This is a genomic window from Methylomonas sp. 2BW1-5-20 (assembly GCF_052474515.1).
In genome coordinates this window covers 3,126,162-3,151,363 of sequence record NZ_CP184127.1, presented here as the reverse complement: position 1 = coordinate 3,151,363, position 25,202 = coordinate 3,126,162, and the positions used below count along the sequence as shown (strand labels likewise).

23 protein-coding genes and 1 riboswitch are annotated in these 25,202 nt (G+C 52.1%); of the genes, 9 read left to right on the top strand and 14 right to left on the bottom strand.

The genetic code is table 11. The features are described 5' to 3' along the window. The first annotated feature begins 24 nt into the window (after positions 1–24). Entirely contained in the window at positions 25–1,116 is a 1,092-nt protein-coding gene (gene apbC, locus ACH50O_RS14400; protein ID WP_446808473.1) for an iron-sulfur cluster carrier protein ApbC, read from the top strand. A gap of 43 nt (positions 1,117–1,159) precedes the next feature. On the opposite strand, the gene proB is transcribed toward apbC, so the two are convergent. The 4 genes from proB to rplU all read right to left on the bottom strand — a co-directional run bounded on the left by proB (position 1,160) and on the right by rplU (position 3,994). Then, complete coding sequence (gene proB, locus ACH50O_RS14395) at positions 1,160–2,281, bottom strand: glutamate 5-kinase (protein WP_446808472.1); 1,122 nt, start codon at positions 2,279–2,281, stop codon at positions 1,160–1,162. Next, the gene (cgtA, locus tag ACH50O_RS14390) at positions 2,268–3,326 is read right to left on the bottom strand and encodes an Obg family GTPase CgtA (protein WP_446808471.1); all 1,059 of its coding nucleotides are present in this window, start codon (positions 3,324–3,326) and stop codon (positions 2,268–2,270) included. Before cgtA ends, proB begins: the two co-directional genes overlap by 14 nt. A gap of 81 nt (positions 3,327–3,407) precedes the next feature. Next, on the bottom strand, positions 3,408–3,665 hold the full coding sequence (rpmA, locus tag ACH50O_RS14385) for a 50S ribosomal protein L27 (RefSeq protein WP_205452929.1): 258 nt from the start codon (positions 3,663–3,665) through the stop codon (positions 3,408–3,410). A gap of 17 nt (positions 3,666–3,682) precedes the next feature. After that, positions 3,683–3,994 (bottom strand): 50S ribosomal protein L21, encoded by a 312-nt coding sequence (gene rplU, locus ACH50O_RS14380; RefSeq protein ID WP_446812154.1) that lies wholly within the window; start codon positions 3,992–3,994, stop codon positions 3,683–3,685. Between the two features lie 205 nt (positions 3,995–4,199). Here rplU and ACH50O_RS14375 point away from each other — a divergent pair, with 205 nt between their 5' ends. Then, complete coding sequence (locus tag ACH50O_RS14375; RefSeq protein WP_446812153.1) at positions 4,200–5,204, top strand: polyprenyl synthetase family protein; 1,005 nt, start codon at positions 4,200–4,202, stop codon at positions 5,202–5,204. Here the strand turns inward: ACH50O_RS14375 and ACH50O_RS14370 are convergent, their stop codons facing one another. Together ACH50O_RS14370 and recD are read right to left on the bottom strand one after the other, a co-directional pair. Next, positions 5,205–5,609, bottom strand: coding sequence for a hypothetical protein (locus ACH50O_RS14370; protein ID WP_446808470.1), 405 nt, complete (start codon positions 5,607–5,609; stop codon positions 5,205–5,207). It lies immediately after the preceding gene. Between the two features lie 4 nt (positions 5,610–5,613). Then, the gene (gene recD / locus ACH50O_RS14365) at positions 5,614–7,248 is read right to left on the bottom strand and encodes an exodeoxyribonuclease V subunit alpha (protein WP_446808469.1); all 1,635 of its coding nucleotides are present in this window, start codon (positions 7,246–7,248) and stop codon (positions 5,614–5,616) included. Between the two features lie 165 nt (positions 7,249–7,413). Beyond that, positions 7,414–7,521: riboswitch (TPP riboswitch) on the top strand. Between the two features lie 32 nt (positions 7,522–7,553). Between recD and thiC the strand changes: the two genes are divergently transcribed. From thiC to yacG, 7 genes are all read left to right on the top strand, one after another. Continuing rightward, a complete protein-coding gene (gene thiC, locus ACH50O_RS14360; RefSeq protein ID WP_446808468.1) occupies positions 7,554–9,422 on the top strand; it encodes a phosphomethylpyrimidine synthase ThiC in 1,869 nt (622 codons plus the stop codon). 202 nt (positions 9,423–9,624) lie between these two features. Then, positions 9,625–11,340, top strand: coding sequence for a type IV-A pilus assembly ATPase PilB (gene pilB / locus ACH50O_RS14355; RefSeq protein ID WP_446808467.1), 1,716 nt, complete (start codon positions 9,625–9,627; stop codon positions 11,338–11,340). Between the two features lie 2 nt (positions 11,341–11,342). Then, the gene (locus ACH50O_RS14350; RefSeq protein WP_446808466.1) at positions 11,343–12,560 is read left to right on the top strand and encodes a type II secretion system F family protein; all 1,218 of its coding nucleotides are present in this window, start codon (positions 11,343–11,345) and stop codon (positions 12,558–12,560) included. Positions 12,561–12,634: 74 nt separating this feature from the next. Continuing rightward, complete coding sequence (locus ACH50O_RS14345; RefSeq protein ID WP_446808465.1) at positions 12,635–13,501, top strand: prepilin peptidase; 867 nt, start codon at positions 12,635–12,637, stop codon at positions 13,499–13,501. Between the two features lie 3 nt (positions 13,502–13,504). Next, positions 13,505–14,116, top strand: coding sequence for a dephospho-CoA kinase (gene coaE / locus ACH50O_RS14340; protein ID WP_446808464.1), 612 nt, complete (start codon positions 13,505–13,507; stop codon positions 14,114–14,116). Continuing rightward, positions 14,113–14,886, top strand: coding sequence for a cell division protein ZapD (zapD, locus tag ACH50O_RS14335; RefSeq protein WP_446808463.1), 774 nt, complete (start codon positions 14,113–14,115; stop codon positions 14,884–14,886). The genes coaE and zapD overlap by 4 nt, the downstream gene beginning before the upstream one ends. Beyond that, positions 14,886–15,089, top strand: a complete 204-nt coding sequence (gene yacG, locus ACH50O_RS14330) for a DNA gyrase inhibitor YacG (RefSeq protein ID WP_446808462.1) — start codon at positions 14,886–14,888, stop codon at positions 15,087–15,089. Before zapD ends, yacG begins: the two co-directional genes overlap by 1 nt. A 12-nt stretch (positions 15,090–15,101) precedes the next feature. On the opposite strand, the gene ACH50O_RS14325 is transcribed toward yacG, so the two are convergent. From ACH50O_RS14325 to ACH50O_RS14290, 8 genes are all read right to left on the bottom strand, one after another. Continuing rightward, positions 15,102–16,046 (bottom strand): Nudix family hydrolase, encoded by a 945-nt coding sequence (locus ACH50O_RS14325; RefSeq protein WP_446808461.1) that lies wholly within the window; start codon positions 16,044–16,046, stop codon positions 15,102–15,104. 9 nt (positions 16,047–16,055) lie between these two features. Next, positions 16,056–17,270, bottom strand: coding sequence for a bifunctional glutamate N-acetyltransferase/amino-acid acetyltransferase ArgJ (gene argJ, locus ACH50O_RS14320; protein ID WP_446808460.1), 1,215 nt, complete (start codon positions 17,268–17,270; stop codon positions 16,056–16,058). 425 nt (positions 17,271–17,695) lie between these two features. Further along, complete coding sequence (locus ACH50O_RS14315; protein ID WP_446808459.1) at positions 17,696–18,523, bottom strand: hypothetical protein; 828 nt, start codon at positions 18,521–18,523, stop codon at positions 17,696–17,698. A gap of 364 nt (positions 18,524–18,887) precedes the next feature. Further along, positions 18,888–19,112 carry a sulfurtransferase TusA family protein gene (locus tag ACH50O_RS14310; protein WP_446808458.1) on the bottom strand — a complete coding sequence of 75 codons (225 nt, stop codon included), beginning with the start codon at positions 19,110–19,112 and terminating at the stop codon, positions 18,888–18,890. After that, a complete protein-coding gene (locus ACH50O_RS14305; RefSeq protein WP_446808457.1) occupies positions 19,109–20,152 on the bottom strand; it encodes a tRNA (5-methylaminomethyl-2-thiouridylate)-methyltransferase in 1,044 nt (347 codons plus the stop codon). The genes ACH50O_RS14310 and ACH50O_RS14305 overlap by 4 nt, the downstream gene beginning before the upstream one ends. A gap of 180 nt (positions 20,153–20,332) precedes the next feature. After that, positions 20,333–22,087, bottom strand: coding sequence for a methyl-accepting chemotaxis protein (locus ACH50O_RS14300; RefSeq protein WP_446808456.1), 1,755 nt, complete (start codon positions 22,085–22,087; stop codon positions 20,333–20,335). Between the two features lie 119 nt (positions 22,088–22,206). After that, the gene (locus tag ACH50O_RS14295) at positions 22,207–24,753 is read right to left on the bottom strand and encodes an EAL domain-containing protein (RefSeq protein ID WP_446808455.1); all 2,547 of its coding nucleotides are present in this window, start codon (positions 24,751–24,753) and stop codon (positions 22,207–22,209) included. A 20-nt stretch (positions 24,754–24,773) separates the two neighbouring features. Beyond that, positions 24,774–25,088: a hypothetical protein gene (locus tag ACH50O_RS14290; protein WP_446808454.1), complete on the bottom strand. Its 315-nt coding sequence runs from the start codon at positions 25,086–25,088 to the stop codon at positions 24,774–24,776. Between the last annotated feature and the right edge of the window lie 114 nt (positions 25,089–25,202).

Below are 25,202 nucleotides of genomic sequence, written 5' to 3'. Positions count from 1 at the left end.
TATTTCCCTATTTCGGAGTTCCGCATGGCGAGCATTGACAAAACGGTTGTCGAAAATTTACTCAAACACTTTATCGATCCGAATGTAGAAACCGATTTGGTTTCGGCAAAATCCGTCAAAAAAATCAATGTGGATGGCAACGATGTTAGCGTCGTTATCGAGTTGGGTTATCCGGCAAAAAGCTATGTCGAGGAATTGGAGGCGGCAGTTAAAGAGCGTTTGCAAACTTTGCCCGGTGTTGGCAAGTTGGAAGTGGCGGTAAGCTTCAATATCGTTTCGCATTCGGTACAAAAGGCATTGAAGCCGTTGCCGAATGTGAAAAACATCATTGCGGTAGCCTCCGGCAAGGGCGGGGTAGGCAAATCCACGACTTCGGTGAATTTAGCTTTGGCGTTGGCGGCGGAAGGGGCCAATGTCGGTATTCTGGACGCAGATATTTACGGACCTAGCATACCGACCATGCTTGGACTGTCAGGCAAGCCCGACAGCCCGGACGGCAAAAGCATGTTGCCGAAAATCTCGTTTGGCGTGCAGACCATTTCGATCGGTTATTTGATCGACCCGGATCAACCGATGATCTGGCGTGGACCAATGGTCACAGGTGCGTTGCAGCAGTTGCTTAATCAAACTCAATGGCATGACGTGGATTACCTGATCATCGACCTGCCGCCCGGCACCGGCGATATTCAGCTGACGCTGGCGCAACAGATTCCGGTCAGCGGCGCTGTGATCGTTACCACGCCGCAGGATATTGCGCTGATCGATGCGCAACGTGGCTTGGGAATGTTCGAAAAAGTCAATGTGCCGATATTGGGGCTAGTGGAAAACATGAGTATCCATATTTGCAGCAATTGCGGACACGAAGAGGCGATATTTGGTCAAGGCGGTGGCGTGGCGATGGCGAGCAAAAATAAGCTGGATTTGTTAGGCTCTTTGCCGTTGGATATTAAGATCCGCGAGTATGCCGATAGCGGCAGGCCTACAGTGGTGGCCGATCCGGACGGTCGGCCGGCGCAAATCTACAAGGCGATTGCACGGAAGATGGCGGCCAAGTTGGCGATGCGTGCCAGGGATTATAGCGGTCGCTTTCCAAATATTGTTATCCAGAATACCTGAGCCTGATAGCAGCCGACTTGGCTGATCGCCAAGTCGGTAGACCTTAGACTAGCACTAGGTTATCGCGATGAATAAGTTCGTCTTCGTCGGCATATCCCAGCAAAGCTTCGAACTCGCTGCTGGGTTTTCCGGCAATTTTGCCGGCGTCTTCGGAGCCGTAATTAATTAAACCTCGGGCGATTTCGTTACCTTGCAAATCCAGGCAAGACACCAAATCGCCGCGTTTAAACGGGCCTTGCACGGCCTTTACGCCGACTGCCAGCAGGCTTTTGCCGGCGTCTTTCAGAATTTTAACTGCGCCATCGTCCAATACCACACTGCCTTTCAGCTGTAATTGCCCGGCCAACCATTGTTTGCGGGCGACCAGTGGTGCGATGTTCGGAATCAAATAAGTGCCTAAGTCATTGCCGTCGAATACTGCCGGGATGACGTTGTCGATTTTGCCGGATACGATCACTGTGGCGGCTCCCGAACGCGCGGCAAGGCGAGCGGCGCGGACTTTGGTGTACATGCCGCCACGCCCCAAGCCGCTGATGCTGCCGCCCGCCACTTCGTCAAGCAGGCTTTCGTTGACGCTGATCTCGGATATCAGCTTGGCATTGGGATTGAGGCTGGGATTGGCGTCGAACAAGCCGGTTTGGTCGGTAAGAATGATCAGCAAATCGGCTTCCACCAGGTTGGCGACCAAAGCGCCGAGAGTGTCGTTGTCGCCGAAGCGGATTTCTTCAGTGGCGACCGCATCGTTCTCATTAATCACCGGCACGACACCGAAATCGAGCAGTGTCAGCAAAGTGCTGCGGGCGTTCAGGTAACGCTGGCGATCGGAAAGATCGTCATGAGTTAGTAGAACTTGCGCGGCCAGCAGGTCGTGCAGTTGGAATTCATCTTCAAATCGTCTGACCAGGCCCATTTGTCCGACCGAGGCGGCGGCTTGCAATTCATGCAGAGTTTTGGGGCGGGTTTTTAGCTTTAAACGGGACATGCCTTCCGCGACGGATCCGGATGATACCAATACGACATCGACACCTTGGCGTTTGAGGGCGGCCATTTGTGTCACCCAGCCGGCAATCGCTTGTTTGTTAAGGCCGCGTCCGCCGTCGGTCAACAGTGAGCTGCCGATTTTGACGACAACACGCTGGGCTTGAGAAAACTCAGAACGGCTCACTGGATGGCTCCTGCGTTTGTAGCTCCCGTTGGGTTTTTTGCTGGTCGAGGAAATCCATGATGGCGTACATCAAAGCCTGGGTACCTTGATTTTTTAATGCGGAAATCAGGAATACCGGGCCGGTCCAGCCGAGTTCGTCGACGATGGCTTGGCAGTGTTGTTCGACTTCATCGTCGGGTACGTTGTCGATCTTATTCAGTACTAACCAGCGTGGCTTGCCAGACAGGTCGTCGCTCCATTTCTCCACTTCGTGGATGATTTTACGGGCCGCGCTGACTGGGGTTTCGTCACTTTCGTAGGGGGCGATGTCGACGATATGCAGCAACAAGCCGGTTCTGGACAGATGTTTTAAAAACTGCAAGCCAAGCCCCGCGCCTTCTGCCGCGCCTTCGATGACGCCCGGAATATCGGCAATTACAAAGCTGCGCAGATCGTCAACTCTAACGACGCCCAAGTTGGGGTGTAAGGTGGTGAAAGGGTAATCCGCAACTTTCGGACGCGCGGACGAGACGGTGCGAATCAGGCTGGATTTGCCGGCGTTGGGCATGCCCAGTAAGCCAACATCGGCGATAACCATTAATTCCAGGCGTAACATGCGGTGTTCGCCGGCGGAGCCTTTGCTTGTTTGTTGCGGTGCGCGATTGACGCTGCTCTTGAAGCGGGTGTTACCGAGGCCGTGGAAGCCGCCCTTGGCAACCAATAATTGTTGGCCGGGTTTGGTCAGATCGCCGATTTTTTCGCCGGTGTCGGCTTCGTAAACGATGGTGCCGGGTGGCACCGGTACGAAACAATCGTCGCCTTTTTTGCCGGTGCAGTCGCGACTGCCGCCGTTTTGTCCGCGTTGGGCGCGATGTACCGAGTGATAGCGAAAATCCACCAGCGTGTTGACGTTTTCGGTGGCTACCAGATAAACGCTGCCGCCGTCGCCGCCGTCGCCGCCGTCCGGGCCGCCCAAGGGGATATATTTTTCGCGGCGAAATGAGGCCTTGCCATTGCCGCCGTCGCCTGCTTCTACGCGGATTTCCGCTTCGTCAACAAATCTCATAATCTACCGGTATAAACAAAAAAGCCCCGCTAAAAACGAGGCTTTTCTTTTCAGTTGTGCCAGTCAGCACAGCCAAGAAATTTACGCTGCTGCGATGCTGACGTATTTACGGTTTTTAGGGCCTTTTTCTTCGAAAACCACTTTGCCGTCGATTGTCGCGAACAGGGTATGGTCTTTGCCGATGCCGACATTGGTGCCGGGGTGAAACTGGGTGCCGCGTTGGCGAACCAGAATGTTGCCCGCTTTAACCACTTGACCGCCGAAACGTTTTACGCCCAGGCGCTGTGCTTGAGAATCGCGACCGTTACGAGTACTACCGCCTGCCTTCTTATGAGCCATTTTCTATCCTCGTTATATTATGCAGAAATGCCAGTGATTTGGACTTCTGTGTAGTATTGACGATGCCCCTGTTGTTTCATGTGGTGCTTACGTCTTCTGAATTTGATGATTCTGATTTTTTTGTGTCTGCCTTGAGAAACTACGGTTGCAGTCACTTTGCCGCCTTCGACAAACGGCTGACCTACTTTTACAGAGTCACCTGATTGAACCATCAGCACTTTGTCGAACTCTACGCTGTCGCCTGCGCCCAACTCAAGTTTTTCTATTTTTAAGGTAGTACCCTCTGCGACCCGATACTGTTTACCACCTGTTTGAATTACCGCATACATCAGCGTAAGCTCCATCAAGCATAATCTGTTAAAAGTGAACAGAGGATTATATTTTTAAAATTGAATGTAGTCAATCTTAAATTCGGATTGGAAACAATCGACCAATAAGCGATTGCAGGAAGTACTCTTGACACTATCCGGTATTATTCATAGCATGATCGGTTATTTACGTTATACGCTACCGGGCGACAAGTTCACAACATTCATGATAGCTAAAGTTTTAACGCCAGCTTCAGTCACTATAGACTTTGATTCGATCAAAAATTTAACCAGCGCGGAAACTCAAGCTGTTGATCGGTTAATTCTTGACGAACTCAGTTCCGATGTTGTGCTGATTAACCAAATTGGTCATTACATTATTGGCAATGGCGGTAAAAGGCTGCGGCCGATGTTGCTGTTGTTGGCTGCAAAAGCCCTTGGCAAAGTTGATGATCATCATCTTATTTTGGCTGCTGTAATTGAATTTATTCATACAGCAACATTGCTGCACGACGATGTGGTAGACGAATCCGCTTTACGGCGCGGTAAGGAATCCGCGAATGCGGTCTGGGGCAATGCCGCCAGTGTGTTGGTCGGTGATTACCTGTATTCCAGTGCTTTTGAAATGATGGTACGGACCGACAATATGCGGGTAATGGCAATTATGTCCAAAACCACGACGGCAATCGCCGAAGGCGAGGTACTGCAGTTATTGAATTGCAATAATCCGGAAACCAGCGAGGATAAGTATTTGGAGGTGATTGCCCGTAAAACCGCAATACTATTCAGTACGGCTACCCGCTTGGCGGCGGTCATTTCCGCAACCGATGCGGCGACGGAAGAGGCTTTGGCTGTTTATGGGCAGCAGCTAGGTGTGGCATTTCAATTAATCGATGATGCTCTGGATTACAAAGCCAATAGCGCAGAACTCGGTAAAAACCTTGGCGACGATTTGGCGGAAGGTAAGCCGACCCTGCCGTTGATTTACGCCATTCAGCACGGTAGCGAGCAGCAAGCCAAAATTGTCGTCGATGCGATTAGGCAGGGTTCGCGCGAGGCTTTTAACGAGGTATATGAGGTGGTAAAAGCCACCAATGCCATTGAATATACCGAACAATGCGCAGACCGTGCAGCGGCCCAGGCAATAGCCGCCTTACAGTGTCTGCCCGACTCGGAATACAAACAGGCGCTTGAAGAACTGGCGCGTTTCTCGGTGCAGCGCAGTCATTAATTATTCTTCATCCGGCAAAGCAGTCAATTGCTGTAAAGATTCCAGTAGCGGCGTGTAAAGTTTTTCGATTTTTTCCAGTATCTGCTGTAAAAAATCGCCTGTTTCGCTATTTTCCTGGTCGGGTTGGACGGCAAATAGACGTTGTTCCAGCGCGCTAATGGCGTCATTGTCGATTAATTCGTCCAAAGCGGCCAAGGCTTTCGAATCTGCCAGTCCGGCGCTATATTCCGCTTTCTTTAAATCCGTCAGTTCGTTGTTCAATGAAGCTATGTTTTCTTGTACGCTTCGAGCCAAATCGTAAATGTTTTTCAGCAAGCTCAGGTCGCTGGTCAGTATGGCCAGTTGATTTGCCGATTTTTCTATATCGGCTATTAGCTGTTTGCCGCGTTTCTTTATGGAAGCCATTCTGTTACTCCTTGCTCGATGCTATCAATTTGCCGGCTAAGCCGCTGTCGCGCGATACCTTTTGATTAACGGTTGCGGTAAATACCGCTTGATTGGCAGCTATGGCGATTGTTGTTCTGGCGCGGGTGATGCCGGTGTAAATTAGTTCTTTGCTAAGTACCGGATTAACTTTATCGGGCAGCATAAGCAGCACATTTTCGAATTCCGATCCTTGGCTTTTGTGGATAGTCATTGCGAATACTGTTTCACAGGCAGGTAGCCTGCCCGGCCGCAGTTTTTTGACGCCGTCGGCGCCGCGCGAAAAAAATACCCGTAATTGGCCGTCGCTTTCCGCATCGCCCAGGCACAGGCCTATATCGCCGTTGTAGAGTTGTAGGCCGCTATGGTTGGCGCTAATCATGACGGGGCGGCCTTCGTACCAAGCGTTGCCGGATTTGATCTTGTTGCGTTTTATCAACGTTTGCTCGACGCGGTGGTTGATGTCGGCCACCGAATGCGGGCCGCGTTGATTGGCGCACAGTACTTGGAAGCGGTTAAAGGCGGTGAATATGCTCGAAAAATCGGCGCCACCGGCTACCAAGCCTAAATACGCCAAATAGTTTTCGACGATAAATTCGATCGGCTCCTCCGTAAGCAGATGAGCTGGTCGGCTGCGATCTTGTAATAATTGCCAAGCTCGTTCGGCTTGCTGCTGGTTGACGGCGTCGGCCAATGTTTTAATTTGCCCGTGAAACCGATGTGACTTTTGCAGTTCGATAGTCTGTTCCGGTAAGCCGCCGCACAAATCCGCTAATACCGACCCTGATTCGACCGATGCCAGCTGGTCTTTGTCTCCTAGCAAAATTAGCCGCGAGCCGGGCTTTAGTGCATCTACCAGCTTGCTCATCAAGGCCAGATCGACCATTGAGGTTTCGTCGATGACCGTTACGTCATAGGGCAATGGGCTGTCGGCATTATGTTTGAAATACGGTGAAGGCGGCATGGCGCCGAGCAAGCGGTGTAGTGTGGCGGCCTTTTCCGGTATTTGGGCTTTCAACTTCGCAGAGCAGGGTAAGTGCATTTTGTTGCCGGCTATCGATTCCTGTAGACGCATTGCGGCTTTGCCGGTGGGAGCCGTCAGAGCGATGTGTAAGGGTTGCTCTGTTGTTTCCAGCAGTAAGGCAAGTATCTTCAGAACTGTAGTCGTTTTGCCCGTGCCGGGACCGCCGCTAATAATGGTTAATGCTTGGCTGGCCGCGCATTTTGCGGCCTGTCTCTGCCAATCGATTTCGTCGTCTTCGCTTGGGAAATAGTGGTTTAGCGTGTTTTCCAAATTCGCAACGCAAAAACTTCTCCGAGACAAGGCTTTGAGTTGTTCGGACAGGCGTTGTTCGTACTGCCAATAACGGTGTAAATACAGGCGCCCGGCCTCGACGATGAGTGGCGTGACTTGGTTGTGGGAAGCAAAACCCGATGCCATTAACAGGTCTTGGTCGTCGTTCGAAACCGAAATACAGCTGTGACCCGAGGCTTGCCGAGAGGATAATTGCCGCAACAATTCTTCGAAGCGGTTTTTTTGTAGGCCGCGAAGAGGGCTGCGATCGCTCAGGAAATGGGCAAATCCTAGATCCAACTGGCTGAATTGCAGTGGTTCGTTCATTGGCAAGCGGTGTGTTCGAAGTGGAGATAGTTGCCTAATGATAACAATAGCCGGAGCAATAGGCGGCAAGCTTATAAAACCTATTGTTTTATAAGCTTTTTATGGGCAAAGGTCTAGGCGCCGCGCTTGCAATTGGCTCGATTATCATTTAACTTAGCAAGTCACCTGAAAGGCTAGGGGTGCTTTCCGCTGTATGCAAGCCCGGAAAGCTGAGAAAAACCCTTCGAACCTGAACCGGTTAACACCGGCGTAGGAAAGCCCTATCTTCCCTGCGCTTGCGATTTATTGAGATTTTGGAGATAAGCATGAGCGCTGTCCGCAACGAAATTACTACCGATACCGGTAGTAGCGTAAGAATAGATTCCTATCCCGCTTCCGAGAAAATTTATATCCAGGGCAGTCGCGTGGATATTCAAGTGCCGATGCGTAAAATCAGCATGTCCGATACCCCGGCCCACTTTGGCACCGAAAAAAACCCGCCTATTTTTGTTTACGATACCTCCGGCGTTTACACCGATCCGAATGTGGATGTGAACTTGCACAAAGGTTTGGGCTCGATACGCGGCAACTGGATAGCGGAGCGCGGCGACACCGAGTTATTGAGTGGCCCGACTTCAAAATATGGTCACGAGCGCTTGCACGATCCAAAAACCGCGCACTTGCGTTTCGAACTGACGCGCAATCCGCGCCGTGCCAAATCCGGCCATAACGTCAGCCAGATGCACTATGCTCGTAAAGGCATTATTACTCCGGAAATGGAATATATCGCCATCCGCGAAAACCAAAACCTGGAGGCCATGCGCGACCGTTACCAAGGTCAGCATCCCGGCTTTTCCTATGGTGCCAATATTCAATCCTTCATTACCCCGGAATTTGTCCGTTCCGAAGTCGCCCGTGGCCGCGCGATTATTCCCGCCAACATTAACCATCCCGAGTTGGAGCCGATGATCATCGGCCGCAATTTCCTGGTTAAAATCAACGGTAACCTGGGTAATTCTGCAGTGACTTCTTCCATCGAAGAAGAAGTCGAAAAAATGCTGTGGGGCATCCGCTGGGGGGCCGACACCATCATGGACTTGTCCACCGGCAAAAACATCCATGAAACCCGCGAATGGATCTTGCGGAACTCGCCGGTACCGATCGGCACCGTGCCGATTTACCAAGCGTTGGAAAAAGTGGACGGTAAAGCCGAAGAGTTGACCTGGGAAATTTTCCGCGACACGTTGATCGAGCAAGCCGAGCAGGGCGTGGATTACTTCACCATCCATGCCGGCGTGCGCTTACATCACGTGCCATTAACCGCCAAACGCCTGACCGGTATCGTCTCGCGCGGCGGATCAATCATGGCCAAATGGTGTTTGGCTCATCACACCGAAAGTTTCCTCTACACCAACTTTGAGGAAATCTGCGAAATCATGAAGGCCTATGATGTGTCGTTCTCGCTGGGCGACGGTTTACGTCCGGGTTCGATTTACGATGCCAACGACGCCGCGCAATTCGGTGAATTGGAAACCTTGGGTGAGTTGACTCAAGTCGCCTGGAAACACGATGTACAAACCATGATCGAAGGCCCCGGCCACGTGCCGCTGCAAATGATCAAGGTCAACATGGATAAGCAATTGGAAGATTGCTTCGAAGCGCCGTTCTACACCTTGGGGCCTCTGACCACCGATATCGCGCCCGGTTACGACCATATTACCTCGGCGATTGGTGCTGCCAACATCGGTTGGTACGGTTGCGCGATGCTCTGCTACGTCACCCAAAAAGAACATTTGGGCCTGCCGAACAAGCAAGATGTGCGCGAAGGCATTGTGACTTACAAGATCGCCGCGCATGCTGCTGATCTAGCTAAAGGTCATCCCGGCGCGCAGATTCGCGACAACGCCATGTCCAAGGCCCGTTTCGAGTTTCGTTGGGAAGATCAATTCAACATCGCGCTGGACCCCGAGAAAGCCCGTTCCTTCCACGATGAAACCTTGCCGAAAGATTCGGCAAAAGTCGCGCATTTTTGCTCGATGTGCGGCCCGCATTTCTGCTCGATGAAAATCACCCAGGATGTGCGTAACTATGCCGAGCAAAAAGGTCTGGAAGAAGCGGAAGCCTTGAAAATCGGCATGGAAGAAAAATCCAAGCAGTTCCTGGAAGAAGGCGCTGCGATTTATCACGAAGTCTGATTCCTCTAATCTCTTTCTACATCGGCGCGGTCCTCGCGCCGATGGTCGTCCAGTGTCCGTCCGGTTCAAGCAAGTTGGCCGACGGCATGTCTATTCCTTCATGTTAAGGTCTTGTGCATGGGGCGATGAGTTTGGATAAAATCCTTACTTCATCTATAGTTGCAGAACATAGTTGCAGTAAAACCAATCCAGACTTTTTTTCATGGCGACAGCACCTTCTAACATCCATTTCAGCGGCTTGGTCAAATGCCTGATTCAAAAAGGTTTGTTGACCGAAGAATCGGCGGTAACCTGTTTGCAGGAGGCACAAAAACGTAAGCAGGCTTTCATTAGTTATCTGGTAGAGCATAAATACGCCGACAGCAAAACCGTCGCTACACTGGCTTCGGCAGAGTTTGGCGTGCCTTTTTTCGATCTGGATGCGATCGACCCCTCGTTTTTGCCGATCAAATTGGTCAGCGAAAAATTAATACGGCAGCATCACGCTTTGCCCTTGTTCAAACGCGGTAACCGCTTGTTCGTGGCGACAGCGGATCCCACTAATTTTCAGGCGCTGGACGAGATCAAATTCCATACTCGTCACAATACCGAAAATATCCTGGTTGAAGAAGACAAGCTGATCAAAATGATAGACACGGCGCTGGAAGCCGCCGATACGTCGATGAAGGATTTGCTGGACGACGATCTGGATAACATCGATATCTCCGCCGGCGACGACAGCAAGCCTGCTGACGAAGTCGTCGGCTCGGATGTTGACGATGCGCCTATCGTCCGTTTTGTAAATAAAATACTACTGGATTCGATCAAACGCGGGGTGTCGGACATACATTTGGAACCCTTCGAGAAGAAATTCCGTATCCGTTTTCGAGCCGACGGTATCTTGTCGGAGGTAGCCAGCCCGCCGGTAGGTATTGCGAACCGGATTATTTCCCGGTTGAAGGTTATGTCGAAGATGGATATTGCCGAGCGGCGGGTGCCGCAGGACGGCCGGATCAAGATGCAAATATCCAAGAACCGGGCTATCGATTTTCGGGTTAACACCTGCCCGACGCTGTTCGGCGAAAAAGTGGTGATGCGGATTCTCGATCCGACCAGCGCCCAGATCGGTATCGAGAAACTCGGCTTTGAACCCGAACAGCAAAAAAACTTTTTGGAGGCGATTCATAAGCCTTACGGTATGGTGCTGGTCACCGGGCCGACCGGTAGCGGTAAAACCGTGTCGCTTTACACCGGCTTGAATATTCTCAATAGCATCGAGACCAATATTTCCACCGCCGAAGATCCGGTGGAGATCACCGTGGAAGGCATCAATCAGGTCAACGTTAATCCCAAGGCTGGTCTGACCTTTGCCGAGGCACTACGGGCGTTTTTGCGGCAAGATCCGGACATCATCATGGTCGGCGAGATTCGCGACCTAGAGACCGCCAGTATTGCGGTTAAGGCTGCGCAAACCGGACACATGGTGTTATCCACACTGCACACCAACGATGCGCCGCAAACCATTAACCGTCTGGTGCAGATGGGTATCGAACCGTTCAATATTGTTTCGGCGGTAGTTTTGATTATGGCGCAGCGGCTAGCGCGGCGTCTGTGTGAGCATTGCAAGCAGGAAGTCGATTATCCGGAAAGTGCCTTGTTGTCGGCCGGGTTTAAGCAGGAAGAAATCGGTACATTTAAAGTCTACGGCCCTGTCGGTTGCGAACATTGCAACAACGGTTATAAGGGACGGGTCGGCATTTATCAGGTGATGCCGATTACCGAAAAAATGCGGGCGCTGATTTTGAACGGCGGCAACTCGATGCAAATGGCGGAATTGTCCAAGAGCGAAGGGATCAACGATTTAAGAATGTCGGGGCTGTTAAAGATCAAGCAAGGCATTACCTCGCTGCAAGAAATTGACCGGGTGACCAAGGAATAAATATGGCAAAGCAAGAAGAGCAAATCGAGTTCAATTGGGATGGTTTCGATAGGCAAAACAAAAAAACCAAAGGCACCATCAGTGCCAAGAGCGAGGTGATTGCCCGTGCCGAATTGCGGCGGATGGGGATTCGGGTAATCGGTATCAAGGCCAAGTCCAAGCCGCTGTTCAGTCCGCGGGTACAGAAAATTACCCCGGGCGATATCGCTGTGTTTGCCAGGCAGCTGGCAACGATGTTGGCTGCCGGCGTACCCTTGGTGCAATCTTTCGACATTATCGGCAAGGGACATGACAATGCCAGTATGTCGGAGTTATTGCTGTCGATTAAGTCCGACGTTGAAGGCGGCGATACCCTGGCGCAAGCTTTAAATAGAAAACCGCTGTATTTCGATGCCTTGTTCTGCAATCTGGTCGAGGCAGGTGAACATGCCGGTGTATTGGAAACTTTGCTGGACAAGATTGCTACTTATAAAGAAAAAACCGAGTCGATTAAAAAGAAAGTTAAAAAAGCCTTGACCTACCCGATTGCTGTGTTGGTCGTGGCCTTTATCGTGACTGCGATTTTGCTGATTTTCGTGGTGCCGGTGTTCGAGGACTTGTTCAAAGGCTTCGGTGCCGATTTGCCCGCGTTTACTCAGTTTGTCATAGAGCTGTCCGCGTGGGTGCAGGAATGGTGGTGGGCGGTTATCGGCGTGATCGTTGTGGTCGCTTATGTATTTACGTATTTTAAAAAACGCTCCAAGGCATTTAATCATTTTCTGGACAAGACTTTGCTGAAAATCCCGGTAGTGGGGATGATTCTGGAGAAGTCGGCCATTGCCCGTTTTGCCCGGACCCTTTCCACCATGTCGGCAGCCGGTGTGCCCTTGGTCGAGGCTTTGGTGTCGGTAGCCGGTGCCTGCGGCAATATTTTGTTCTACGAAGCGGTGATGAAGGTGCGGGACGACGTCTCCACCGGTCAGCAATTGAAGTTTGCGTTGGAGACTACCGGCATGTTTCCGAATATGGTGGTACAGATGGTGGCGATCGGCGAGGAGTCTGGTTCTATAGACGCGATGCTGGATAAAGTCGCCGATTTTTACGAAGAAGAGGTCGATAACCTGGTCGATAACTTGAGCAGTTTGATGGAGCCTATCATCATGGTGATCTTGGGTATCCTGGTTGGCGGTTTGATCGTCGCCATGTATCTGCCAATCTTCAAGCTGGGCGCGGCTATTTAGTTTTTGCTATTCCACCTTGCTCGATATCGCTGATACGAGCAAGGTGGCCAGATTACAAACATCCTCTCTCCCTCATGGTTTTTGCCACTCTACAACAATATCCGCTCTTCCTGATCGGCGTCGTTTGCATACTGGGCCTGTTGGTCGGCAGCTTTCTAAACGTGGTAATTTATCGTTTGCCGGTGATGATGCAGGCCGATTGGCGTCGAGAATGCCAAGAATATCTGCAGCTGCCGCTGGACGAAGCTGTTGCGGAACTTAACCTGATGTTACCGGCCTCGCATTGCCCGTCTTGCAAAACCGAAATCAAAGCCTATCAAAATATTCCGGTAATCAGTTATCTACTGTTGGGCGGCAAATGCGGACATTGCGGTGTGAGAATCGCCGTCCGTTACCCGCTTATCGAAGCGTTTACCGGGCTGTGTTCCGCTGTCGTCGCTTGGCATTTCGGTTACGGTTGGGCTTTGGCGTTTGCGTTGCCGCTGACTTGGAGTTTGATCGCGCTGAGCTTTATCGACATTGACCAGCAGTTGTTGCCGGATTCGATCACTCTGCCGATGTTGTGGCTGGGTCTGTTACTGAGTCTGTTCGATATTTACACTAATAGTCATGACGCCATTATTGGTGCGATTGCCGGCTATTTGAGCCTGTGGAGCGTTTACCAGTTGTTCAAATTGCTGACCGGCAAGGAAGGTATGGGTTATGGCGATTTCAAGCTCCTTGCGCTGTTCGGCGCCTGGTTGGGCTGGCAATGTTTGCCGCTGATTATTCTATTGTCATCGCTGGTGGGAGCAGTCGTCGGTATTGCGATGATCGTGTTCGGCAAGCGCGATGCTGGCAAACCGATACCATTCGGGCCGTATCTGGCCATGGCCGGCTGGCTGGCTATGTTGTTCGGAACGGAGCTGAATGCCTTATATCTGCACACTGCCGGCCTGTAGGCGATGCTGAAGATAGGTCTGACGGGCGGCATAGGCAGCGGTAAATCCACGGTCTGCCGGTTGTTTGCCGAATTTGGCGTGCCCATCGTCGATGCGGATCTGATTGCCAGGCAGTTAGTCGAGCCGGGGCAGCCGGCCTTATCGCTGATCGTAGCGTCGTTCGGCCAGCAGATGCTTAATCAGGACGGTAGCTTGAATCGAGCCAGGCTGCGCGACGCGGTATTTGCCGATGCGGATAAAAAGCGCGACTTGGACGGCATCATGCATCCTTTGGTCTACGCTCGAATCGCGGCGGATGTTAGCGCTCTATCTGCCGACTATTGCATTATTGCCGTGCCGTTGTTGCTGGAGTCGAAAAATGCCTACGCGGTGGACCGGGTTTTGTTGATCGATTGCCCGGTGGACGCGCAAATAGAGCGGGTCATCGCTCGCGACAAGCTGACTGGCCAGCAAGTACAAGCCATCATCGACAGTCAGATGTCCAGGCAAGAGCGGTTAAGCAAAGCGGACGATGTCATCGACAATATCGCCGGCCCCGAGCAACTTGCAGAACAGGTTAAAAGACTGCACAATTCCTACATTTTATTAGCCACCGTCAGGACACAATCGGCTTGAATACACAAACTATCTACGAATTCCCTCTCAATGAACGAATTCGGGTGTTTATGCGCTTGGAGCAACTCTTTCAACAGCTCAGTCACTTCATGTTGGGCGCTTCGGTTTTCGATAAACGCGCCGCCATTTCGGTTTTACTCGACATCCTGATGATCTTCAGTCGCAGCGACTTGAAATCCGAGTTGATCAAGGAGCTGGACAGGCATACCAAAGTACTGAATCAGCTGGCGCATACACATGGCGTCGACGACGAAAAGCTACAAGAAATTCTCGCCGAACTGAATCAGGCCAGCCGCAGTCTGTATAGCGCCAACGGCAAAATCGGCATCAGCGTGATGGAAAGCGACTTGTTTCAAAGTATTTCGCAGCGTAATTCCATCCCTGGCGGCAGCTGTTCCTTCGATTTGCCGGCTTTTCATTACTGGCTGGAGCAAAACGAAGCCGAGCAGCAAAAAGATCTGGAACGCTGGACTCAGCCATTCGTGGATATACGGGTAGCGATCGATTTGATCTTGGGCTTTATTCGGCAAAGCAGCATGCCGACGCAAGAAATCGCCAAGGCCGGGTTTTTTCAATTAGCGCTGGACAATAAAAATCATCCGGTGCAATTGCTAAGGGTCGGGCTGGCTGCCGACATGGCGTGCTTTGCCGAGATTAGCGGCGGCAAACACAGATTCAGCATTCGTTTTATGAACCCGTCTGTCGATGAAAACCGGCCCAGCCAGACGCTCGACGATGTGGAGTTTTCCTTAACCCGCTGCATGTTCTGATGACCGCGAACACCCCGCCTATGGTGGCATGCCCCACTTGTCGCAAGCCGGTAGCCTGGATAGCCGCCGAAGCATTCAAGCCGTTCTGTTCCGAACGCTGCAAACTGATCGATTTAGGCGATTGGGCGACCGAAGCCCATAAAATCCCTGGTCCGCCGCTGCTTGACGAAGACGAGGAAAGTTCGGATTTTGAATCCTACTAAGTCATTTTTTGGCTAATCTGCCACTAAAAACGTGCTGATGCCGGCTATGCCTTGCGCGCCGGCGGCAAGTGCTCTATCCAGGTCGTGCCTGCCTAAACCGCCTAGGGCGAACACCGGTAAATTGATTTGCTCGAGCAATTCGGCGAAGGTTCGCCAGCCTAGTGGCGTAGCGTCCAGATGCGATGCGGTCGGTTGAACGGGGGCTAAAACCGCAAAGTCCAGGCCTAGCGTTTCCGCTTGTTTTAGTTCATCAAGGTTATGACAAGACGCCGCCACCCAACTATAGCCGTTTGGCCTTTCATTACACGTGAGTAAGGCGCAGCTGCTGAGGTGCAGGCCTTGCGCATTAGCGGTGTCGACAGGCAAATCGGCGTTGACCAGCAAACTAACCTGTTGCTGCCGGCAAAGTTGAGAAACTTGCTCGAATAGGTTTTGCAAATCGGCAATCGGTAAAGACTTGACGCGAAATTGCACTAGTTTGATGTCGGCCGCTAAAATTCGTCGGCAATTGTCCAATGCTTCGGCAACGCTGCGGCCTTCCAGGATAGCGTAATAATGCGGGAGTTGCGCGGCGGCGATGATGGGTACATTGGCAACCGGGAAACTGAATTCCCGCAGTTGCTCAACCTTAACCCAGCGCATCTCCTGGCCTTCGCAGCCCCTGGCCTGACCGGTAAATGCCGTGACATTCCAGACATCCAGTAACACATGCCTGTCGCCGTAATCGTGGTTGATTTTGATTAGCGGTGTCGCGGTTTGTACCTGAATGCCGACTTCTTCCGCCAATTCGCGGGCCAGAGCCTGCTGCACCGGTTCGCCGGCTTCCAGTTTGCCTCCGGGAAACTCCCATAAGCCGCCTTGATGCGCGTGTTTGGCGCGTTGGGTAATCAAAATCCTACCGTCGCCGTCGCGAATAACGCCGACTGCGACATGCAGCGGCAGGCTGTTGTTTGTCATGCTTAGGTTTTAAGTGCGGTATTCGGCGTTGATTTTCACATAATCGTAGGAAAAATCGCAAGTCAGCACTTCCTCGCTGGCTGCGCCGCGTCCCAGTCTGACCGTGACAACGATTTCCTCCTGATTCATCACGCGCTGACCATCCTGTTCGGTGTACGAGCGAGCGCGGCCGCCGTTTTCGACTATGCACACCGTACCCAGATAAATTTCGATTTTATCCAGATCCATGTTTTCAACCCCGGCCCGGCCGACAGCAGCCAGAATCCGGCCCCAGTTGGGGTCGCTGGCGAAGAATGCGGTTTTCACCAAGGGCGAATGGGCAATGGTTTTGGCGATTTGTACCGCCTCGGCGCTATCGCGCGCCTGTTCGACGATGATGCGCATCAGCTTGGTAGCGCCTTCGCCGTCACGAATAATCAGTTCCGCCAGGCGTTTGCAGACCGCCATAACAGCAGAAGAGAAGGCCGCATACTCCGCACTGCCGGCCAAAATTTCCGGAGCCGAGCTACTGCCGCTGGCCAACAACACGCAGGCGTCGTTAGTCGAGGTATCGCCATCCACGGTGATGCGGTTAAACGATTTCTCCGCCGCCGCGGATAGGCATTCTTGTAACAGAGATTGTTCGATTGTGGCGTCGGTGGCGACAAAGCCCAGCATCGTGGCCATATTGGGCTGGATCATGCCGGCGCCCTTGGAAATGCCGGTAATCGCCACCGGATGGCCGGCGATGTCGATGACCACGGAAGCGCCCTTGGGGAAGGTATCGGTGGTCATAATCGCGCGGGCGGCTTGGTCCCAATGGCTCTCCGCCAAGTTAGAGACTGCTGCGGGGAGTGCCGCCGAAAGCTTTTCCACGGGCAGAGGTTCGCCGATGACGCCGGTCGAGAACGGCAAAACCTGTTGCGCCAAGGCTTCGACTTCGCCGGCCAAATTGGCGCAGCAGGCAAATGCGTCTTGCAGGCCTTGCTTGCCGGTGCCGGCATTGGCGTTACCGGAATTGACCAGCAACCAACGCGGATTTTGCGATAAATGCGCTTTGGCGATATGCACCGGCGCCGCGCAAAACGCATTTTGGGTAAACACTGCCGCGCAACTGCCGCCGTCCGCCATTTCGATCACTAAAATATCGTCGCGGACGGTTTGCTTGATGCCGGCGTTACAGGTGCCGAGTTTGATGCCGTTTACGGCATGCATGGTGGGGAAGTCGATTTGTCCTACTGCCATTGTTGTAACCTGTTAATTTGTGTCGCTACCGCGACGGCTTATTTTAATGTCGGGTCTCGGCCCGACAGCCGAGATACTTTTCTTTGCTTGTCCAAAGAAAAGTATCCAAAAGAAAAGACACCCGGATACCGCTTATTCCCTGCGCTCCTCGCTTTTGAACAGGGTTGCCGAAAGGGGCTTCCTGCCCCTTCGGCAACGCGCCGCATCCCTGCGGCGCCCCTTACGGGCTATTCCGTTCAAAAGCTCCGGTGCTTGGCGTGGCATACGGGACAAAACCATCCCGTAATTTTGCAAGTAATTCACGCCCCAAAGCCTTTTATTTAACCTTCGTAGGGTGCATTAGCGATAGCGTAATGCACCGAATCATCGAAGGCCAACATGCGGCGCAATACGGCTTCGCCTATTGACGCCCTTCGGATTGCACCTTACCGCGTTGAGTGATCACAATCTGCACCGTGTGGACTATTATTTGAGCCGGGTCGGCGTAGACGGCACATGTCCGCATGGAGTGCAGAAAAATCTTCGTTCTGTCCAAGCGCATATTGCACAAAAGCAAAAATCGCTTTTCCTTCTCTATCTGCCATTTCTTCGGCTGTCTCACCATTTTGCCCGTATCGCCAGACCATCCATAGAGCCCCAAGATCGCCATCGATTCGGATAACTGCACTATGATATTGATCGTCGTCTCCGCCGTACACCATAGCTTCGCAGACCATTACTGCCTCGCCCGGTTTTTGTGGCAAAGGTAGGCGCGGTTTGCCATCGTCGCGGCAATTAATCGTGCCACGTGTATTTCCGACCTGCAAACGGCGCAGATTTACTAACTGGAATCGATTGGCGGGAAGAGCCTGTTGTGTGGCTGCCCAAGGATTGTCACACACAGACCTCGCCCATTCGCGGGTTAACAGCGGACATACTCGTTTATAGTCAGTATCACCGTCATTCCATCCATATGTTTTCACAACCACCGAGAGACTATCAAGTTCCAATGGTTTATTTGGGGCAGCCGAATCATGCAGAAAGTGGCCTAACGCTTCTTGAGTTCGTTCGCTGTCGCCCTTCCGGTTCAAAGAAAATGATAGCTTTTGGTAGGGGTAATCATCTGAGGCAACGAATGGAAGAACCAGGGCGTGCTGCGCCACAGAGACGTGAATGTCAGTTGAAAGCAATTCCGTATCGATCGACGAATAATTATCCTCTCCGCATGAGGCGAGGATAACTGCAAAACTGGATAAGAGAAGTGCTCGGGTCATGCCGCCCAACAAGTTATTAAATGGTTTCTGTATATCATCTCATTTTCGAAAGTGAACCGTTTCCTGTTGTCAGGATGGTTTCCCTCCCGCATGCCGCGCCGAGCACCGGAGCTTTTGGCGGGAATAGCCCGCAGGGGTGCGGCATGGATGCCGCACATCGACAGAGGGGCAGGAAGCCCCTTCTGTCGATCCCCGTCGAAAGCTTCGGAGCGCAGGATCAAAGCGGCATCCGGGTGACGTTTCTTTTGGTGACTTTTCTTTGGCCAAACAAAGAAAAGTCACTCGGCTGTCGGTCCGAGAACCGACATCTAAAAACCGTCGCGACAGCGACTCAAATACTCAACCAATCGAAACAGCAAACAACTTACCCCACTTCCAAAACAATCACATATTCGCCATTCTCGGACCGAGTCTCCAACACCTGATGCCCATTAATCCGACACCAAGCCGGAATATCCTGCATCACCCCCGGATCGGTGCATTCCACCGTCAACACGTCACCGCTTTGCAGAGTTTTGACTTTATCCTGAGTGCGGATTACTGGCAATGGGCAGAGCAAGCGGCGGGCGTTCAAAGCATGCGCACTCATACGAACCACTCCTCCGGAATTTCGTCGGCGAGCAAAGGCTTCACAAACACATTGCGTTCTGCGCCGTCTCGGTCGCGGATAGTGACTTCCACTTGATCGGCTTCGCGGCCTTGGCCGTAGCGCGCGGTAATCTGCGCGGCCTGAATCAGGTCGTCTTCGCTGGGCGTGCCGTCGATCAAGGCCAGTGGGCCGCGATGGCTGGCGCAATTCATGCTCACAAACTCTTTTTTGTAGCCGCTCATGAAGCGGGCTTCGCCGTCTTCGCGGGCCACGATGACTTTAAAATGCGCTTTCGGGCGAATGTGTCTGCCCACTTTCAGTAGCATGACATCGTCCAGATCGTAATCGCGTTCGCCGCGCGCTTTCCATAAATCCACTAGCTTTAATGAATAGGCTTCATCAGTGAGAAAGCAGCAGCCGCCCGCCGGTTGGGCGTAATCGGCAAAACCGTATTCCTTAGCCAGTGTCATTTGCGGTTTGCGGGAACGGCCGCTGAAACCGAACAGTTTTTCACGGTTGATCCAGCCTTCGCGTTCCGGCAGGGTGGCTGGCAGGTTTTGCGCGGATAAAGGGCGTACCAATAAATCGTCGGCACCTGATTCGGCGGCGACAATGGGCATGGTTTGCTTGCGTTGCGACATGGGCCTTTGGCCGACCACTTCGCCGGTGATGATGAAATCGAAACCGTTTTCCGCCATCCACTGCTTGGCCTTGTTGACCATGAAAATCTTGCAGTCCAGGCAGGGGTTGAGGTTGGCGCCGTAACCGTGCTTGGGATTGAGCAGCACGTTCTTATATTCCTCAATAACGTCGATAATGTGCAGTTTGATGCCTAATTGTTCGGCAACCCATAACGAATTATTGCGTTTGACCTTATCGGCGTCTTGCTTGCGTATTGCGTGGGTGTGGCCTTCCACGCAAAAGCCGGTGAAAAAATTGATGCCCTCGACGTGGATCCCTTGTTCCAAGATGGCTTTGCTGGCCAGCATGGAATCCAGGCCGCCGGAAATCAGCGCCACGGCTTTTCTTTGTTGACTCATAAAACGATGTCTGTCAGGAAAAACCGAGCATTATACTGCGGATTGCGTTGAGATGCGGTAACCAGTCTGGTCGGCCGCCGAAAAAATCGGCTAGAAACAGTGGCTTGATAACCTTTGGGTTTCCAAGCACCGTGTTTTTAGGTGCTTGGAAACCGCCGCTTTTAGCTTAACGAAAGTGTCTTAAGTTTTAAAATGGCCGACCGTCGAACGCAGTTCGTTGGCGAGATCGAGTAACTCGCGGCAGGCGTCGGCGGTATTTTTGGCTCCGATGGCGGTTTCTTCGGAAACACGACTGATATTGCTGACATTGCGGTTAATCTCGTCCGCTACCGCCGTTTGTTCTTCCGCCGCGGTGGCGATCTGATTATTCATATCGCTGATGGTATAAATCCTCTCGCTGATCGCATTGATCGAACCACCGGCCGAAGCGGCTTGCTCTACGCTGGATGCGGCCCGTTTTCTGCCGTTTTCCATCACCGACACAGCTTGTTTGGCACGGCCTTGCAGTCTTTCTATGGTTTGCCTGATTTCCAGCGTCGAGTTTTGCGTGCGGCTGGCCAGAGTTCTGACTTCATCCGCCACCACCGCAAAGCCGCGGCCTTGTTCGCCGGCGCGTGCCGCTTCGATCGCCGCGTTTAAGGCCAGTAAATTGGTTTGTTCGGCGATACTTTGAATCACGCTTAAGACTTCGCCGATACTGTTGCTGTCGTTTTCCAGGTCGTGAATGACATTGGCGGCGTTTTCCACTTCCAAAGCCAGTTCGTTGATTCCGCCGACCGCTTGCGTGACGATATTTTTCCCTAATGCGGCTTCCCGATCCGCCGTTTCCGCCGCCTCCGAGGCCTTGACCGCGTTTTTCGCTACCTCTTGCACCGTTGAGGTCATTTGTTTCATCGCATTGGCCACCAGTGTGGTTTCCTGTTGCTGGCGTTCCACGCCATGCTGGGTGGATTGGGTGATGGTTGCCAGTTTATCGGATGCCTGCGCCAGTCTGCCGCTGGTGATGCTGATTTCTTCAACTGTTTTGGCGATCTTTTTGACGAAGGCGTTAAAGCTGGAAGCTACCCAGGCAAATTCGGACTTGCCGGATGCACTGAGCCTGGCGCGCAAATTGCCGTCGCCGCTGCAAATGGCTTGCAGGTTTAGTGCTAAAGCGGTTAATGGGCCGATGATGATTTTACTCATGACCATATAACCGGTGACGCCGATGATGATTAATGTCAGACCCAGAAATCCAATGGCGTAGAACAGGGTTTGTTTTAGTTCGCTAAACGCGGTACTAAAGGGGGTGATAATCTCGAAGGCGCCGTGCAGGTCACCGGCACGGCGATTTTCCATGGGATAACCGAGCAGATCCTGGCCTTTGCTGTTACCCCATAGTGCTTGGGAGGTGCTAGGGTCGCCGTGGCAAAGTTCGCATTGCTTAACCATTTTTACCGGTCTGAAATAACGAATTTCCTGTTTTTCTTCGTCGACAACGCTGTATTCGCTTAGAGAGGGGTCTTTTTTGAAGTTGTCCAGTACCTGCTGTTCCAGTTGGTCCGGCATGTTTCTGGGCGGGTTGCGTGGGTTTAACGAAGGTGCTTTAAAACGAAAACCGCCTTCTTTGGCTTTGGCTTCGATCACGTCCCAGGCGTTTGCGGTGGGGACGGTCGCGATAATCAGGGCACGGCTGTTGGCTGGATCTTTATCGTGTACCAGTTGCCTGAGTTGGTCGGGAGAGTAAAGACCGCTTTCCCATTTTTTGGTTACATTGTCGCGGATCGATTCGGAAAGCAGCAGCAATTGTCGGGAAGACTCTATCTTGCGATCGACTAGTTTTTGTTTTTCGGCGTTGGCAAAAATCAATAATAAAGCCAAGCCCAGGAATGTGAGTATACCCATGGTAATGGCTACCACTTTTACCCCAACCGAATGCCAGTTCATCAAAAGCATAAAAATCTCCCCCTGTTATAGTTATAAGTATTATTAAACTGGCGGGCGGACAATTGTTCATGCGCGCGTCGCTACCAGCCAGGCACTGAAAAATCGGCTGTTATTTGAGGCTCGTCCGGCTATGCGTCGGTATGAGCGCCATGTAGCGCTATCCCTTTGCGCTTGGCGGCGATATGTCTTTCGAATTCCGGTGCGGGCATGGGTCTACCAAATAGGTAACCTTGAAAGGCGTCGCAACCTATACGTTCCAGACAAATGCGTTGGTCTTGAGTTTCCACACCCTCCGCGATCACATTCAATCCCAGATTGTGGCCCATGCCGATAATGGTTTGGGCAATGACCGCATCGTTCGGGTCGACGATAATGTCGCGCACAAAACTTTGGTCGATTTTTAACTGGCTCAGCGGTAGTTTTTTCAGGTAATTCAACGACGAATAGCCGGTGCCGAAATCGTCCATCGAAAAGCGTACGCCGTACATTTTTAAGGTCTGCATTTTTTCGATGGCGTCGGCAACATTGTGCAGCACCATGCTTTCGGTCAGTTCCAGCTTGAGTTTTGCCGGGTTGATGCCTGTGTTTTTTACAATCCGGCAAATCTGCTCGACAAAGTCGGGTTGGCGAAATTGTCTGGCGCTGACATTGACGGCAATTTGTAGGTTTTGAGCGAGCCGGTGGTTTTCCCAGGCCTTGAGTTGCTCGCATGCAGTTTGCAGCACCCATTCGCCGATAGGGAGAATCAATCCGGATTCCTCGGCCAGCGGGATAAACTCAGCCGGCGAAATCATGCCTCTTTGCGGATGCTGCCAACGTAGTAAGGCTTCCGCGCCGAATATATTGCCGTTTTTATCCACCTGCGCCTGATAATGCAGGCTCAACTGATCTTGAGATTGCGCATGGCGCAAATCGAATTCCAGAAGTACCCGCGATTCCAGCAAGGCCTGCATCTGCGGATCGAAGAAGCGCAGGGTGTTGCGGCCGGCATCCTTGGCTTGATATAAAGCCGCATCGGCCCGGCGGAGTGTGTCGTCGAAGGAGTTGTTGTGCTCGTCGAATATGCCGATACCGATACTGATGGAGCCGATATGTTCCTTGCCGTTCAGCGGAATGCTGGTGTTGACGGTGTCTAGAATTTTTTGCGCGACTTCTTCGGCATTATTCGTGGCCATGTTCAGCGTCGCGCCGAGGTTTTCCAGCAGCACGATAAATTCATCGCCGCCCAGCCGCGCCACGGTATCGCCCTGGCGGACGCAGGCCTTCAGGCGTAGGGCGATCTCGATCAGCAGCTGGTCGCCGACTTGATGGCCCTGAGTATCGTTAATGGTTTTGAAATTGTCGACGTCGATCATCAGCACCGCACCGTATAGGTGATCGCAACGGCTGTTATTCAAGGCTTGGTGCAGCCGGTCTTGCAACAGACGGCGATTGGGCAGATCGGTCAACGGGTCGTAGTAAGCGAGACGATGAATAGCCGCTTGCGCTTCTTTATGCTTGCTGATGTCGGTAAAGGCTGCGACATAATTGCTGGTGCGGCCGTCCGCGCCGGTCACCACGCTGATGGTCAGCCATTTCGGGTAGATGTCGCCGTTTTTACGTCTATCCCATACTTCGCCTTGCCAGAATTTTTCTCTTAGTAGCGTCGCCCACATCTCTCGATAAAATCCAGGGCCATGGCGGCCCGATTTTAAAATCGAGGGAGGTTTACCGATCACTTCCTCCGGGAGGTAGCCTGTCAGCCGGGTAAAGGCATTGTTGACGCGCAGGATGAGATTGTTCTCATCGGTAATCATAATGCCTTCCTGCGATTCGATAGCCTTCTCCGCTATGCGTAATTGGCTTTCCGCCCAACGAATATTACTGATGTCCCGGCTAATAATCACCATGCCTTTACGTTGGCCGTTTTCCCGGTAAATCGGCGTCTTGCGTACTTCGATTTCGATCAGATGTCCCTCGTCGTTTAGGACGCGGTCTTCAATCATCATCAAATGTCCCGCCTGCCACACCGTTTCTTCGTCCGAGAACAATTGCATATGCTTATCCAACTGCTCGGGTTGTTGGTTGGCTAATTCCAGGAACGTTTTGCCCTGCCAGTCCAAATTGTTAATTCTAAAAAGGTGTTGCGCATGTTCGTTGGCAAACAGCAGCCGGCCGTCGCCATCCTTGAACAGTATCGCATCGGGGATGGCCTCGATCAGACTGATCAGTTGTTGACTAAGCGCTTTGAGTTTGCTTTCGCTGGCTTGTAAATCCTGCTGTACCCGATTGCGGACGTCGATCTCGGCTTGCAATTGTCGGTTGCTGGGCAGTTTCAGCGCGTGCGGCAACATTCTGACCAGTAAGGCCGCGGCCGCAACGGAGATTACCGCGGTTAAGGCTTTAATGCCGGCATCCAGCCAATACAGCGGTTGCCAGATCAGGAGGATGGAGGTGAGATGGGTAGTTCCGCACGCCAGGATAAAAGCGCTGAACATCAGGTAAATGTGGCGGAACTTCAAGTCTTTGCGCTGTACCACGAAATAAGCCAGGATGATGGCAATGGCGGAATAGGCGAGGGTAATTAATGCTTCGGAAATGACATACGACCAGAGTAGGCCGGGCGTCCATTTCAGACAGAAGCCATGCGGCATCAAGCCGCCGCTACTGAAAAAATCGAAGAAGGGTATCTTCATGCCAATTTTTCCGGTAACGCTTATGCGGTATTTAACGGCGGGCGATTTTTGCGATCCCGACAATCCTTGGTCAAGATAGGGCTATTTTGTATTAAACAATCCGCGTTAGCGTCTCCGTGTAAATGCGATTTTAAGCCTGCCGTTAGCCTGCCGTGGATCGCGGACAGCGTCGTTTCGTAGCCAGCAAATCCGGCGATGCGTTCGAGATTACTATTGGCGTGGGCGTTTCCTTCTGCACGGGTGGTGTATGACAGCGGCAATTCGCGACATTTGGCGATATCCAGTGTGCCGCGAACGTTCGCGGTAAACAATTCGCCTTTAATTAAAGCCTGCATAGCTGAACACCCAATACATTCGAATTTCGATTTCCGCATCTTATGCAAATGCGGAGAGCCTGCATATCAGACTATCCGAAATAAAAAGTAGGAACGCTCACAGTTTTAGTGAAA

Excerpts from the sequence above, each read along its gene's own strand:
- ACH50O_RS14300 (WP_446808456.1), bottom strand. The coding sequence starts at position 22,087 with ATGCTTTTGATGAACTGGCATTCGGTTGGGGTAAAAGTGGTAGCCATT.
- ACH50O_RS14345 (WP_446808465.1), top strand. The coding sequence starts at position 12,635 with ATGGTTTTTGCCACTCTACAACAATATCCGCTCTTCCTGATCGGCGTC.
- coaE (WP_446808464.1), top strand. The coding sequence starts at position 13,505 with ATGCTGAAGATAGGTCTGACGGGCGGCATAGGCAGCGGTAAATCCACG.
- argJ (WP_446808460.1), bottom strand. The coding sequence starts at position 17,270 with ATGGCAGTAGGACAAATCGACTTCCCCACCATGCATGCCGTAAACGGC.
- apbC (WP_446808473.1), top strand. The coding sequence starts at position 25 with ATGGCGAGCATTGACAAAACGGTTGTCGAAAATTTACTCAAACACTTT.
- pilB (WP_446808467.1), top strand. The coding sequence starts at position 9,625 with ATGGCGACAGCACCTTCTAACATCCATTTCAGCGGCTTGGTCAAATGC.
- recD (WP_446808469.1), bottom strand. The coding sequence starts at position 7,248 with ATGAACGAACCACTGCAATTCAGCCAGTTGGATCTAGGATTTGCCCAT.
- ACH50O_RS14295 (WP_446808455.1), bottom strand. The coding sequence starts at position 24,753 with ATGAAGATACCCTTCTTCGATTTTTTCAGTAGCGGCGGCTTGATGCCG.
- ACH50O_RS14290 (WP_446808454.1), bottom strand. The coding sequence starts at position 25,088 with ATGCAGGCTTTAATTAAAGGCGAATTGTTTACCGCGAACGTTCGCGGC.
- yacG (WP_446808462.1), top strand. The coding sequence starts at position 14,886 with ATGACCGCGAACACCCCGCCTATGGTGGCATGCCCCACTTGTCGCAAG.
- ACH50O_RS14315 (WP_446808459.1), bottom strand. The coding sequence starts at position 18,523 with ATGACCCGAGCACTTCTCTTATCCAGTTTTGCAGTTATCCTCGCCTCA.
- ACH50O_RS14350 (WP_446808466.1), top strand. The coding sequence starts at position 11,343 with ATGGCAAAGCAAGAAGAGCAAATCGAGTTCAATTGGGATGGTTTCGAT.
- ACH50O_RS14305 (WP_446808457.1), bottom strand. The coding sequence starts at position 20,152 with ATGAGTCAACAAAGAAAAGCCGTGGCGCTGATTTCCGGCGGCCTGGAT.
- rplU (WP_446812154.1), bottom strand. The coding sequence starts at position 3,994 with ATGTATGCGGTAATTCAAACAGGTGGTAAACAGTATCGGGTCGCAGAG.
- rpmA (WP_205452929.1), bottom strand. The coding sequence starts at position 3,665 with ATGGCTCATAAGAAGGCAGGCGGTAGTACTCGTAACGGTCGCGATTCT.
- cgtA (WP_446808471.1), bottom strand. The coding sequence starts at position 3,326 with ATGAGATTTGTTGACGAAGCGGAAATCCGCGTAGAAGCAGGCGACGGC.
- ACH50O_RS14310 (WP_446808458.1), bottom strand. The coding sequence starts at position 19,112 with ATGAGTGCGCATGCTTTGAACGCCCGCCGCTTGCTCTGCCCATTGCCA.
- ACH50O_RS14375 (WP_446812153.1), top strand. The coding sequence starts at position 4,200 with ATGATAGCTAAAGTTTTAACGCCAGCTTCAGTCACTATAGACTTTGAT.
- thiC (WP_446808468.1), top strand. The coding sequence starts at position 7,554 with ATGAGCGCTGTCCGCAACGAAATTACTACCGATACCGGTAGTAGCGTA.
- ACH50O_RS14370 (WP_446808470.1), bottom strand. The coding sequence starts at position 5,609 with ATGGCTTCCATAAAGAAACGCGGCAAACAGCTAATAGCCGATATAGAA.
- ACH50O_RS14325 (WP_446808461.1), bottom strand. The coding sequence starts at position 16,046 with ATGACAAACAACAGCCTGCCGCTGCATGTCGCAGTCGGCGTTATTCGC.